General features: G+C 62.7%; 11 protein-coding genes and 1 tRNA gene. 4 read left to right on the top strand and 8 right to left on the bottom strand.

Annotated features, from left to right (window positions below; all coding sequences use genetic code 11):
• Positions 1–11: 11 nt before the first annotated feature.
• From CXZ10_RS05175 to CXZ10_RS05190, 4 genes are all read right to left on the bottom strand, one after another.
• Positions 12–1022 (bottom strand): extracellular solute-binding protein, encoded by a 1011-nt coding sequence (locus tag CXZ10_RS05175; RefSeq protein WP_101288012.1) that lies wholly within the window; start codon positions 1020–1022, stop codon positions 12–14.
• 374 nt (positions 1023–1396) lie between these two features.
• A complete protein-coding gene (locus tag CXZ10_RS05180; RefSeq protein ID WP_101288013.1) occupies positions 1397–2446 on the bottom strand; it encodes an ABC transporter ATP-binding protein in 1050 nt (349 codons plus the stop codon).
• Positions 2447–2538: 92 nt separating this feature from the next.
• Positions 2539–3069: a dihydrofolate reductase family protein gene (locus CXZ10_RS05185; protein WP_101288014.1), complete on the bottom strand. Its 531-nt coding sequence runs from the start codon at positions 3067–3069 to the stop codon at positions 2539–2541.
• A gap of 113 nt (positions 3070–3182) precedes the next feature.
• Entirely contained in the window at positions 3183–4421 is a 1239-nt protein-coding gene (locus tag CXZ10_RS05190) for an MFS transporter (protein WP_101288015.1), read from the bottom strand.
• A 69-nt stretch (positions 4422–4490) separates the two neighbouring features.
• On the opposite strand from CXZ10_RS05190, the gene CXZ10_RS05195 reads away from it, so the two are divergent.
• Positions 4491–4916, top strand: coding sequence for a helix-turn-helix domain-containing protein (locus CXZ10_RS05195; RefSeq protein WP_101288016.1), 426 nt, complete (start codon positions 4491–4493; stop codon positions 4914–4916).
• A gap of 71 nt (positions 4917–4987) precedes the next feature.
• On the opposite strand, the gene CXZ10_RS05200 is transcribed toward CXZ10_RS05195, so the two are convergent.
• From CXZ10_RS05200 to araD, 4 genes are all read right to left on the bottom strand, one after another.
• Positions 4988–5081, bottom strand: a tRNA-Ser gene (locus CXZ10_RS05200).
• A gap of 178 nt (positions 5082–5259) precedes the next feature.
• A complete protein-coding gene (locus tag CXZ10_RS05205) occupies positions 5260–6246 on the bottom strand; it encodes an aldo/keto reductase (protein ID WP_101288017.1) in 987 nt (328 codons plus the stop codon).
• A gap of 189 nt (positions 6247–6435) precedes the next feature.
• Entirely contained in the window at positions 6436–7842 is a 1407-nt protein-coding gene (locus CXZ10_RS05210; RefSeq protein WP_101288018.1) for an L-fucose/L-arabinose isomerase family protein, read from the bottom strand.
• A gap of 63 nt (positions 7843–7905) precedes the next feature.
• A complete protein-coding gene (gene araD / locus CXZ10_RS05215) occupies positions 7906–8607 on the bottom strand; it encodes an L-ribulose-5-phosphate 4-epimerase AraD (RefSeq protein WP_101288369.1) in 702 nt (233 codons plus the stop codon).
• 364 nt (positions 8608–8971) lie between these two features.
• Here araD and araC point away from each other — a divergent pair, with 364 nt between their 5' ends.
• From araC to CXZ10_RS05230, 3 genes are all read left to right on the top strand, one after another.
• The gene (araC, locus tag CXZ10_RS05220) at positions 8972–9928 is read left to right on the top strand and encodes an arabinose operon transcriptional regulator AraC (RefSeq protein ID WP_101288019.1); all 957 of its coding nucleotides are present in this window, start codon (positions 8972–8974) and stop codon (positions 9926–9928) included.
• A gap of 352 nt (positions 9929–10280) precedes the next feature.
• Positions 10281–11438: a galactokinase gene (locus tag CXZ10_RS05225; RefSeq protein ID WP_101288370.1), complete on the top strand. Its 1158-nt coding sequence runs from the start codon at positions 10281–10283 to the stop codon at positions 11436–11438.
• Between the two features lie 108 nt (positions 11439–11546).
• Positions 11547–12587, top strand: coding sequence for a UDP-glucose--hexose-1-phosphate uridylyltransferase (locus CXZ10_RS05230; protein WP_101288020.1), 1041 nt, complete (start codon positions 11547–11549; stop codon positions 12585–12587).
• The last annotated feature ends 43 nt before the right edge of the window (positions 12588–12630 follow it).

Genomic DNA, 12630 nt, shown 5'->3' on the forward strand with positions numbered 1-12630 from the left:
CGCCCCATCGATCAGCTGTCGAACCCGACCTTGTCGACGAGTTCGCTGGCTGTCTTGCGGTGCTTGACGATTTCGCTCAGCGGCGTCTTGTCGACCACCAGTTCACCAAAGGAAGCGATGATCGGGTCGGCGGCGATACCCGCCTTCACCGGGTATTCGAAATTGGCCTTGGCGTAGATTTCCTGGGCTTCGTCGGAGACGAGATACTCCAGGAACTTGACCGCTTCGTCCTTGTTGGGGGCATGCTTGGCAATGGCCGCGCCAGAGATGTTCACCTGCGTGCCGCCATCGCGGAAGGTGGGCAGGATCACCTTGATCGCCTCGCCCCACGGAACCTGCTCTTCGCCGCCTGCACCCGACCGCATCAGCCCGACGTAATAGGAGTTGGCGACGGCGACGTCGCAGATGCCGCCGAGGATGTCGCGGGCACCGTCGCGGTCACCGCCGGCCGCCTTGCGGGCGAGATTGGCCTTGAGGCCGGAGAGCCAGTTTTCGGTGGCCTCGGCGCCGTTGTGCACGATGTGGCTGGCGATGAGCGCCGTGTTGTAGGGGTGCTGGCCCGAGCGGATGCACACCTTGCCCTTCCATTTGGGATCGGCCAGGTCCTCGTAATGGAGGGCGTTGATATCGAGATCCTTCGCCGCGTAGACGACACGGGCGCGATAGGAGAGACCGAACCAGTGACCGTTCTCGTCGCGGAGCTGCGCGGGTACGGCGTCCTTCAGAACCGTGGAGTCGATCGGCTGCGTTACGCCCTTGTCAACGAGGTCGACCAGATTGCCCGCGTCGACGGCCATCAGAATATCGGCCGGCGAACTCTCGCCTTCGGTGGCGACGCGCTCGGCGAGACCGTCCTTCAGAAACACGGTGTTGACGGCAACACCCGTTGACTTGCTGAAGCTGTCGATGAGCGGCTGGATCAGCCCCGGTTCGCGCGTCGTGTAGATGTTGACGTCGGCAGCGGCTTGACCGGCAGCGGCGAGGGTGGTGAGCGCCGTCAGGCCGAGGAGCATCTGTCGCATGTTTGGTTCTCCCAGTATCAGACAGCCGGGAGGCAATCATAGATGCAATTGATAGTCAAATGCATATCGAGGTTCCGTAATTTGGAATTATTCAAGAAAAGCGGCGAACTCCATTTGAATCTCGCGGAATAAAGCGAGAAATCAGCGGATTTCTGAGATGATGGAAGCTTCGGATATATCGCCGATGGCGCAGCCTTGTGGGCGATGCATACCAAAAACCAGAGAAGCAAAAGCATATTATTAGAATTATTCTTATTCCAAAGCTACCCGTGCCCGGCGTCCTCCTCCGGCCGCAGGGTCGCCGGAGAGGCGGTCTCGGGCGCGTCGCCTGCTTCCGCTGTGTCGCGAAGAGTTTCATGCCGCAAGGCGATCTCTCAAACCTTGAAGATCATCGCCTGTTCGGGCCTCATCTGAACGGCCACGTGGCCCACATTCGCCGGCAGACGACTTATGGAGCGGATCTCCAACGGCACGTCGAGCCCCGGTATGGCGACCCACACCGCCTCCATCTCGCCTCGCATCTGCCGAGCCGTCACCTTAAAGGCGAGGCTCTCCCCTTCATGCCGGGGAGATACGTCGATGGCCGATGGGCGCACCAGAACGGCGACGCGGTCACCATCCGACAGACGCCCGGCTAGCGGCAGCACGCCAATGGCCGTCTCGATATGCCCGTTTGTGACGAGACCGGGCAGGTTGTTGCAGGCGGCGAAGAAGCTGGCGGCATATGTGCCGTTCGGCCGGTCGTAGAGGTCGTAGGCCGTGCCGGACTGCACGATTTCGCCGGATCGCATCAACACCACTTGGTCCCCCAGGGACAATGCCTCCTCGGGGTCGTGGCTGACGATGATCGCGGTGGTTCCCAACTCCCGGATCAGCGACACGGTGTCGCGCCGGACGCCCTCCCGGAGCGCACGGTCGAGATTGGAGAATGGCTCGTCCATCAGGATGAGGCGCGGGGAGGGTGCGAGCGCCCGCGCCAGCGCGACCCGCTGCTGCTCGCCGCCGGAAAGCTCATGCGGATAGCGGTGCGCGTGGCCACCCAGTCCGACGCCATCTAGCATCTCCCGTGCCCGCAGGATGGCGTCGCTTCTTGCCATACCCCGAAGACCGAACCGCACGTTTTCCTGAACAGTTAGATGTGGAAACAGGGCATAGTCCTGGAAAACAAAACCAATGCGCCGCTGCTCCGGCTCGACGAACCCCTTCGGACCGGCAACTTCCTGACCGTCGATCCGGATGATCCCTGCATCTGGCGCGTCGACCCCGGCTATGAGGCGCAGCAGGGATGATTTCCCACAGCCGGAGTGCCCGGCAAGGCAGAGAAGCGCACCTCGGTCGACGGCAAGGCTGACGTTCCGCACCGCAACCGTTTCGCCAAAGCGGCGGCTGAGCGAAGCGATCTCAAGTGCGGGCGTGGGCAACACTCTACCTCGTAGCGATTGGCTTCTGCCAATACATCCGAATTGCAGGAACGCATCAAGCCGAAAGCTCGCCTCGTCAGGCCACAGAGGGAGCCTCAGATTGGAGCGTAAGACAGCCGGATCACATCCTCGCCGATCCTGTCATGAGCGATGAGACGAAGTGGCGGCCGAGCGCCTGCGAAGTATGGCTTGCCGCCGCCCAGCACGACGGGATGCAGGTAGATCTGGTACTCGTCGATCAAGCCGAGTTGGGTGAGGCTTTGGGCGAGGATCGTTCCCGCCACCTCGATCTCCCCGTCATGCTCGGCCTTCAGGCGGCGAACCGCATGGTCAAGATCGCCTTCGACAAGCCTGGCGTTGGGGCCGACTGAGGTGAGAGTACGGGACACCACCCATTTCGGCTGGCGCCGCCAAGCTGACGCAAAGGCATGTTCATCCGCATTCCACTCGGGATGGTCGTCATCCCAATAGCGCATGATCTCGTACATCTGACGGCCATAGAGGCTGCCTGTCAGACCCTCGGTCTCCTTGACGAAGTGCCGGAACAGCGTGGCATCCGGCTCGAACGCCATATGGTCGACATAGCCGTCCAGGGACTGGTTCATTCCGAATATGAGCTTGGCCATTTCTTCCTCCCCCGGCAGAGCGCCAGTCCAATTGCAGGGCGCAACCGGTTCAAGGCTAACCCGACCGATTTCAAATTGCAATTGGTTAACCGGGCAGATTGGCATATCGAGCATTACGTCCGGCGTCCGGTGGCGTTGCGATGTGCGGATACGATGCCGATCGCGGCGATCATCATTCCGCCGGCAAGAAGAAAGGTCAGCTGCATCCCCTCGGCGATGTCCGCCGGGGACGCCTCGGCGAAGTCCTCTGTCCCGACGCCGAATGCGAAAATGGCGCCCATGAGGGACGCGCCGGCAATCAAGCCGATATTGCGTGACAGATTGAGCATGCCCGAAACCATACCGCGGCGGTCCCTCGGCACGTCGGCCAGCGCGACGGTGTTGTTGGCGGCCTGAAAGAGCTGGTAGCCCGGCGTCAGCACGGCGATGGACAACAGATAGCCGACGACGCCCATGCTTTCTGGCGCAAATGCCAGCATGACGGCGCCGGCGGTCAGCAGGGCGAGCCCAGTTGCGAGTACGCGCCGGCTTCCCCAGGAATCGACGAGCCGACCGGACGGAACGCCGCTGAAAATGGATATCGCCGGGCCGACCGCCATGACCAAGCCGACATGGCTTGCCGCGAGGGCAAGACCGAGGCTGAGAAAGAACGGGCCAACCACAAGCGTCGTCATCATGACCGCGGCAACCAGCATGTTGACGAGAATGGTCGGCATGAGGGCTCGATCGATCAAGGCGCGAAGGTTGGTGGGTTCTGTTTCTGCTTTCCTCGGTTCGTTTGGCAGCGCCACAACCGCGAGGAGCGCGGCGACAGCCCCCACCGGGACCTGTACCCAGAAGATGCCACGCCATCCCGTTACCGGGATCAGCAGGCCGCCGAGTGCGGGACCGAGTGCCGTTCCGAGAGCCGACACCGTGCCAAGCACCCCCATGGCTCGCCCTATGCGCGCCTCGTCCGCCGTCTGGCGCATCAGTGCCATGGCGAGGGTCATGAGGAAGGCGGCCCCGACGCCCTGCAGCAGTCGAGCGCCGACCAGCGGCCACAGACCGGGCGAGATCGCGCACAGCAGCGACGCAACAATGAAGATGACCAGGCCCACCACGAGCATCGGCTTCAGCCCAAAATGGTCGCCGAGGCGGCCGGCAATGATCACGGACACCGTCAGGGCCGCGAGATAGGCGACGACCACGGCTTGGACCTCTGCGAAGGGCGCCGAGAATGCCTCGGTAAGCGTCGGCAGCGCGATGTTGGCGATGCTGGTGCCGAGCGAGGCCAGCAGCATCGCCAGGGACAATGTCATGGTGATTGCCGTTGGCGTCCGTGTCGACGCTTGCGATTCCACCTGTTCCATTCTCTTGCCCTCTTGCCGGAAATTCGGTTTGAAGGCAGGCTGCCACTTCAAGCCAACTTGAGGTCAAGCATGAAATTTCTGGATATCGGGGAGGTCGCGGCACTAAGCGGAACAAAGCCTTCGGCGCTGCGCTATTACGAGGAGGCAGGGCTGATTGCCTCGGTCTCACGGCACGGTTTGCGCAGGCAGTTCCCGCCCGAGGTTCTGTTGCAGCTCAAGCTGATTGCGATGGGAAAATCAGCGGGGTTCACGCTGGAGGAGATCGCCGGCATGTTCGGCGACAATGGCGCTCCGGATCTGCCGCGCGACATACTCCGCGAGAAGGCGAACCAGATCGACCGCCAGATCCACGAGCTGACCGCGCTCCGCGACACGCTTCGCCATGTCGCCGACTGCCCGGCGCCCTCACATATGGAGTGCCCGACATTCCGGCGACTTGTCGATCTGGCTGGCAAACGCGGCGGAAAGCACAAGAGCTCAGCAACGCGAAAGTGATGCCGTCCGGCGGCGATACCCAGTCGGCAATACAGCGCAATCCATTGATCTTGCTTGCGATTTCTTGAGAATGGCGGAGCCGGAGGGATTCGAACCCTCGGTACGGGTTTAAGCCCGTACGCCGGTTTAGCAAACCAGTGCCTTCAGCCTCTCGGCCACAGCTCCGTTGCGAAGTTGTCTAGAGATTCTGCGGCAGTCGGTCAAGCCCTGGCGGCGTCGGTTCCGCCGATGACGTGGGGCGAGACGAACCTGATCGAGCCGACCTCGCACCGGAACATCTGGAAATGGCAAGCGGCGGAAAACGCAAGCTTTTCCGCCGCAGGCAAAAGGAACGCAGATCAGGTTACCAACGCTGATGAACGTGCGGTGCGACCAGGCGGGCGTAGATTTCCCGCGTTGCGGCCATCACGTCGGCCGGAATGGCTGGAAGGTCGGATGCAGCGGCGTTGCCAAGAGCCTGGGCGGCGTTGCGGGCACCCGGGATGACGACGCTGACCGCATCGGCCATCAGGATCCAGCGCAACGCAAAGGCCGCCATGCTCTGGCCGACGGGAACCAGCTGGCGAATCTCCTCGACCGCCTGCAGGCCGACCTCGAAGGGCACGCCGCCGAAGGTCTCGCCGACGTCAAAGGCCTCGCCATGCCGATTGAACAGGCGATGATCATCGGCAGCGAACTTGGTGTCTGCCGTGATCTTGCCGGAGAGCAAGCCGGAAGCGAGCGGCACGCGCACGATGATGGCGACGCCGCGCTTTTTGGCTTCCTCGAAGAACAGTCGATCCGGCCGCTGGCGGAAGATGTTGTAGATGATCTGGATGGAGACGACGCCGGGGTACTCGATCGCCTTCAGCGCCTCTTCGACCTTTTCGACGGAGACGCCATAATTGCGGATCTTGCCCTTGGCCTTGATCGCCTCCAACCCCTGGAACAGGGCAGGGGTGTAGAGCACTTCGGTCGGTGGGCAGTGGAGCTGCACGAGGTCGAGCGTCTCGACGTCGAGATTCTTGAGGCTGCGGTCGATGAAGGCTTCGATGTTCTCCGGCGTATAGCCGGCGGCGAGATGGGGATTGAGCCGGCGACCCGCCTTGGTGGCGACATAGGGACGCTTGCCCGTCCATTCCTTCAACACCGAGGCGATGATCCGTTCGGAACGGCCGTCGCCATAGACGTCGGCCGTGTCGATGAAAGTGACGCCCGCTTCGAGGGCGGCCTCGAGGGTGGCCCGTCCGTCGGCCTCGGTCACTTCGCCCCAGGCGCCGCCGATCTGCCAGGCACCGAAGCCGATATCGGATACCTCGACCGGCACGCGGCCGAACTTGCGGTAATGCATCACTTTTCTCCCCGAATAATTGGCCTTTCGGCTTTGATTTCGAGGCGAGATTAATGCCGTTGAAACGCGAGAGCGCAAATGGATTCTGGCGATGGCCGGCATCGATGGCGGAGATCGCCGCCTTGTATTGCCCAAACAAAAGGGCCGGCTTTCGCCGGCCCAGTTTCGCTTGCTTGGGAGGAGAGCTTATCAGACCTCGACGTACTGAATGCCGACGAGATCGCAATAGGCCTTCCACTTGGCGCGGGTGTCGCCGAGGTGCAGGACCTGGTGATGCGTGCCGCCGTTCTTCAGCCAGCCGTTGAGGCATTCCTTCACGCCGGTGGCCGGCTTGAAGAAGAAGTAGGGCATCTCGACGGTGGGCAGTTCCTCAGTGTCGAGGATCTCGCCCTGCGACACGACGAGGCGGTACTTGTCGGCGCCGAGCGACACGAGGCTGACCAGGGTGGCCGGCCCGGGCTCGCCCTGGAACAGGACGGTCGGCGGGTTGTCGAGGCCGCCGATGCCGAGCGGACGATCGATGAGGCGCGGCTTCTTGTCCTTGCGGGCGACCTTCCAGTTGCCTTCGCCCATGTGGCTCTGCAGAGCCGCATCGAGCTCGAAGTCCATGGCGTACATTTCGGTGAACTGCGGATCGGCCTGCAGGGCGCGGGCGGCGACCATCAGCGAGGCGCAGTTGGTGTCGCCTTCAGCGGCGTACCCGTAGCCGTCCGCCATCAGGTTCGACGCGGCCATCATGTGCGTCTGCTTGAAGCGACCGTCGAGACCGATCTCGTTGAAGTAGAGCGAGAAGGCGTCATAGCCGCCGGCTTCCAGCACCTTGGTGATGGCAACCTGGATCTTGGCGGCTTCCTCGAGCTGCGGCTGCGTCAGCTTGGGATCCATGTCGAAGTTCGCCTTGCAGTAGGCGATGACGGCCTGGATCTCCTGGGTGTTGACCTTGTCCATCTCGGCGGCGATCGAGCCCATGCCGATGTGATCGACCTGCGGGCCGATGACGCGCATGAAGGTGTGCGGATCGGTCAGGATATCGCCCATGCCCGGCATGCGGCCGAAGACGGCGACCTTGGTCTCCTTCATCACCGCCACGGCGTGGGCAGCGGAAGCGAACACGTCGAACGCCTTGACGAACTCCTCGTCCTTCCAGTCACCCGACCAGACCGAGAACTGCTTGCCGAGGTGGATCAGCGAGTTGGCCGTATCCTGAACGCCGTGGACGCCCTGATTATAGGTGAGATCGTCCATGTTCCACGCCTTGGTGACGCGCGGCTCCGGCTGGATGTTGGCCAGGAACAGCGGCGTCGACACGTCGCGGAAGGCGTTGACGAGACGCAGGCCCGGACCATAGGTCAGGTTGACGATCATGATGCCGTCGACCTGCTCGGCAGCGAAGATCTTCAGCACTTCCTCGATGTCTTCGCGGCAGCGCGCGGCCTTCGGGAAGAGCACGTCGGCAACGCCCGTCAGGCGGGCCGAAACCTCGCGGGCATAGCCCTCCTGCCGCTTCGTGATGTTCGGCAGCGTGTTGTCGTAGAGTTCCTGCATGATGCCGAGGAAACCGATCTTCGGCTTCCGCGTGATGTCCTTGAGCGCCATTTCCTTGCCTCCTAGAAAATTGTTGTCCTTGCCTTGTTACCGCTCCCCGATCCGGGAGGGCGATCAGCCCTTCTTCTGCCCGTACCAAGCTCCGGGCCCGTGCTTGCGCTGATAGTGGTACTCGGAGACATACTCCTCGACCGGACCAGCATTGGGGGCCAGCATCACGGTGGTGGTGGCGATGCGGGCAATTTCTTCGAGAAACACGGCGTTGAGCACGGAATCCGGTGCGTTCTTGCCCCAGGTGAACGGACCGTGGCCGGCCACCAGCACCATTGGCTTGGCGAGCGGATTCTCGTTGCCGAGACGGCGGACGATGGCCTCGCCGGTATTGCCCTCGTAATCCGCCGCAACCTCTTCAGCGGTGAGCGGCTGGGTCAAAGGCACGGCGCCGTGGCAATAGTCGGCATGGGTGGTGCCGAAGCAGGGAATTTCCTTGCGGGCCTGGGCCCAGGCCACGGCATAGGCCGAGTGGGTGTGAGTGACACCGCCGATGGTCGGGAAGGCGCGGTAGAGAACGAGATGCGTCTTGGTGTCGGTCGAGGGATTGAGGTCGCCCTCGATCACCTTGCCGTCGGCGAGGTTGACCACCACCAGCTTGTCGGGGGTCAGCTTGTCGTAGGACACGCCCGACGGCTTGATGACGATATAGCCCTTTTCGCGGTCGATGCCCGAGACGTTGCCCCAGGTGTGAACGACGATCTTGCGACGGTCGAGCTCCAGGTTGGCCTCGCAGACCTGTTCGCGGAGTTCCTTGAGTTTCATTTTGGCTGCCTTCAGCATGAATTGGTCGCCGGCCGCGACTCGCGACGGCCGGCACCGCTAGATAACCCAACGATGGGCATCGGTCTCGGCGCAAGCGTCGAGCTGCTGCCCCGTTCTGGTCGCGGTTGATCCTATCGCGTCACATGAAACCGGAAAACATGGCCATCGACGCGCCAACGAGACGCGCCACGTGGTTTCGCTTAAGCGTTAGCCGCGATGCGGACGAATTTCGCCTGTGAAGCGAAACGCCCAGCCTCTTCCTCCTTGTCGGCTATCAAATCCAAGCCGCTGTTATTGCTCATTTTGGTTGGGAGGATTATAGTGCGCTCCGTCTGCATCCCAAAGGGCAAATCCAGCTTTTTACATGGACGATACTGCCGCCCCTCTCTCCGCACCGGCTCAGGTCGAAAGCGTCATTCGCCGTTTGTCGCTGTTGCAAGCGGGCGGAGAGACGACGGCTGATCCCTTCGTGGCCCCCCTGTTCCCAGGGTTCCATTTCGACACGCGCCTTGTCGCCGGCATCACGCCGATCGAACGTGGCGGTCCGCTCGATTTTCGTATCGAACGGCCTGAAGGCATGCGCGGGTGGATCGTCAACCTCACGGTCAAGGGCAGTGGCGAGGTCTTTGACGGCGAAAACCGCTTCACGGTCGAGCCGGGTGATCTTGTGCTGTTTCCGCCGGGTGCCATCCATGACTATGGACGCGCCCCGGGAGCATCGGAATGGTGGCACCGCTGGATCTATTTCCAGCCACGCGCCTTCTGGAGCGGCTGGCTGTCCTGGCGCGGTGCGCGCGGCGCGTTCTTCGTCCAACGGGTCGAGGACAAATCGCTGGTCGCAACGCTGGAAGCGCTGTTCGGCGAGGTGGCGAGCTGGTCGGCCAACACCGATCTGCTGTCCATGGAGCTGGCAATGAATCTTCTCGAGAGGGTCATTCTGCTCTGCGCCAAGAACGACCGGGCCACCGCACCGCCGGGGCACTTCGACCAGCGGCTGCTGATGGCCTGCAAGTTCGTCACCGACAATCTGCATCGTCCACTGTCGGTAGCGGAAATCGCCCAGGCGGTCTGCCTGTCGCCGTCGCGTCTTGCCCACCTGTTCACCCAGACCCTGGGCCGGTCGATCCTGAAATGGCGCGAGGAGCAGGTCATCCAGTTTGCCTGCCATCTGCTGCTGGTGACACCCAGTCCGGTGAAACAGATCGCCGCGCAGGTCGGTTACGAGGACCCGCTCTATTTCAGCCGTGTCTTCCGTCGCTATACAGGATGCAGCCCGAAGGCCTTCCGCGCCGAGCACAGCCGTACCCAGGGCATGCCTTAGAGCCTTCGCCGACCAAACCGAAACATTTGGTCGACCAACGAAGCCGCCAGGTTTATTTGCTGGAGCAGCCGCTTTTCGATCAGGTTGTTTCAACCTGATCGGCGGACACTCCAGGGAAAATTCTATCAGACAGTCTGCCTGTCCGCGGCTCGTCAAGAGCGCGGAATCGCGGCCTCATACGCAAAGGCGCGAAAGCAGCCGACGCTTGCCGGGTTGTTTTATGCTGTCTATAAGGAAGCGTCGCCTCGCTGCGTGAGCCCGAAGCGGCGCACTTGCACCAGCGCATTCATCCATGCCGGCAGCCGTTTCGGAGGGGGTGCCGGCCATGACCTTCGGGAGGCAAAAAGCCAACATGTTCAGCGTCGACGAGCTCAAGGCGGGATTCAAGAATATCTTTGGAAGCGAGCCGCTTCTCATCAGGGCGCCCGGACGCGTCAACCTGATCGGCGAGCACACCGACTATAACGACGGCTTCATCATGCCGGCGGCGCTCGAATATGAAACGCGGGCCGCCGTCGCGCCTCGCACGGACAGAATCCTCCGTGTTCATTCTGCCAAGATCGGCGAGACTCGCGAGTTCGATCTGGACGATCCTGCTCCCCAACCGAAGCGCGACTGGACCGATTATGTGTTCGGCGTGGCGGTTGCGTTGGCCGGAGCCGGCAAGGCGCTGAAGGGGGCCGACATCCTGGTCGCCTCGTCGGTGCCCGTCGGCTCGGGCCTGTCGTCGTCGGCAGCACTGGAAGTGTCGATCGGCTACAGCCTGCTCACCGTCGCCGGGCTGCCGATCGACAAGGTGGAACTCGCCAAGCTCTGTCAGAAGGCCGAGAACGAGTTCGTCGGCATGCGCTGCGGCATCATGGACCAGTTCATTTCCTGCAACGGCGAGCACGACCACGCGCTGATGATCGATTGCCGCAGCCTTGAAAAGCGGTCGGTACCGATCGATCCGCGCGCCCGCATCGTCGTCGCCAACTCCATGGTCCATCACGAGCTGGCGTCTGGTGAGTACAACAAGCGCCGTGCCTCCTGCGAAGAAGCCGTGCGCCTCCTGTCGCCCGTGCTCGGCCCGATCAAGGCGTTGCGCGACGTGACGCCCGCCGGTCTCGAAGCCAACAAGGCTCTGCTCTCGGATGTCACCTATCGCCGCGCCCGCCATATCGTCACCGAGAACGAGCGGGTGGTCGAGGCAGCCGACGCACTGGCGGCGGGCGATCTCGTGCGCTGCGGCGCCCTGATGAACCAGTCGCACGCTTCGATGCGCGACGATTACGAGATTTCCTGCGAGGAAGTCGACCTGCTGGTCGACATCGCCCAGAAGCAGCCGGGCGTGTTCGGTTCGCGGATGACCGGCGGCGGCTTCGGCGGCTGCACGGTGAGTCTCGTCGAAGCCGGCGCGGCCGACGCCTTCATGGCAAACGTCAAGGCGGCCTATGAAAAGGCCACCAGCCTCAAGTCGACCATCTTCGCCTGTTCGCCGCAGCAAGGTGTCGGCCCGCTCGCGGGCTGAGGAAAGGCGGGGCGGGCGTCCGGAACGGTCGTTCCGCCCCTTGTTCCCGGAACGCCGCGGGCGGTCCGGCCGGCCGCCGACCGGCCCATCGGCCAGGACGGAACGATCATGAACGCATTCGCCGATCATCCCCATCGCCGGTTCAACCCGCTCACGGGAGAATGGGTGCTGGTGTCGCCGCACCGGGCCAAACGACCGTGGCAGGGGCAGGTGGAGAAGCTGCCGCCAGTCGCCGGCGTCGCGCACGATCCGAAGTGCAACCTCTGCACCGGCAACCTGCGCATGAACGGCGAGCGTAACCCGGACTACAAGCACACCTTCGTCTTCACCAACGACTTCGCGGCGCTGACGCCGGACGCACCGTCGGATTATCGCGACGATGATGGCCTGATGATCGCCGAGGGCGAGTCCGGTATCTGCCGGGTGCTGTGCTTCTCGCCGCGCCATGACCAGACGCTGTCGCGCATGTCGGTGGAGGAGATCACCTATGTGGTCGATGCCTGGGTCGAGCAGTTCATCGATCTCGGCTCGAAGCCCGACATCGGCTCGGTGCTGATCTTCGAGAATCGCGGTGAAGTGATGGGCTGCTCGCAGCCGCATCCGCATGGTCAGATCTGGTCGAGCCGGCACATGCCCAACGAGACAGCCAAGGAGACCGACCGTCAGCTCGCCTATTTCAAGGAAAAGGGCAGGGCGATGCTGCTCGACTACGTCGAGAAGGAGCTGAAGCTCGGCGAGCGCGTCATCCATGAGAACGACCATTTCGTCGTGCTGGTGCCCTACTGGGCGATCTGGCCCTTCGAGACCATGGTGCTGCCCAAGCGGCGGATCGGCGGCTTCGACGAGTTCACCGCCGGTGAGCGGGTGTCGCTGGCCGATGCGCTGTCCAACATCGCCATCCGCTACGACAACCTGTTCGAGACGTCCTTCCCCTATTCGATGGGCTTCCACCAGAAGCCGACCGACGGTGAGCCGCATGAGGAATGGATGTTCCATGCCCACTTCTATCCGCCGCTCCTGCGTTCGGCGACGGTGAAGAAGTTCATGGTCGGCTTCGAGATGCTCGGTTCGCCCCAGCGCGACCTCACGCCGGAGACCGCGGCCCAGCGGCTGCGCGACCTGCCCACCGTGCACTATCTCGATCGCTGAGTGAGCTGGTATCCCAAATGGAAACCGCCGTCGGATCGCTCCG

Source organism: Pleomorphomonas diazotrophica, assembly GCF_002844595.1.
Lineage (GTDB): Bacteria > Pseudomonadota > Alphaproteobacteria > Rhizobiales > Pleomorphomonadaceae > Pleomorphomonas > Pleomorphomonas diazotrophica.

Coding starts and splice junctions, on each gene's coding strand:
- CXZ10_RS05175 (WP_101288012.1), bottom strand. CDS start 1,022: ATGCGACAGATGCTCCTCGGCCTGACGGCGCTCACCACCCTCGCCGCT.
- CXZ10_RS05185 (WP_101288014.1), bottom strand. CDS start 3,069: ATGGCCAAGCTCATATTCGGAATGAACCAGTCCCTGGACGGCTATGTC.
- CXZ10_RS05190 (WP_101288015.1), bottom strand. CDS start 4,421: ATGGAACAGGTGGAATCGCAAGCGTCGACACGGACGCCAACGGCAATC.
- CXZ10_RS05195 (WP_101288016.1), top strand. CDS start 4,491: ATGAAATTTCTGGATATCGGGGAGGTCGCGGCACTAAGCGGAACAAAG.
- CXZ10_RS05205 (WP_101288017.1), bottom strand. CDS start 6,246: ATGCATTACCGCAAGTTCGGCCGCGTGCCGGTCGAGGTATCCGATATC.
- CXZ10_RS05210 (WP_101288018.1), bottom strand. CDS start 7,842: ATGGCGCTCAAGGACATCACGCGGAAGCCGAAGATCGGTTTCCTCGGC.
- araD (WP_101288369.1), bottom strand. CDS start 8,607: ATGAAACTCAAGGAACTCCGCGAACAGGTCTGCGAGGCCAACCTGGAG.
- araC (WP_101288019.1), top strand. CDS start 8,972: ATGGACGATACTGCCGCCCCTCTCTCCGCACCGGCTCAGGTCGAAAGC.
- CXZ10_RS05225 (WP_101288370.1), top strand. CDS start 10,281: ATGTTCAGCGTCGACGAGCTCAAGGCGGGATTCAAGAATATCTTTGGA.
- CXZ10_RS05230 (WP_101288020.1), top strand. CDS start 11,547: ATGAACGCATTCGCCGATCATCCCCATCGCCGGTTCAACCCGCTCACG.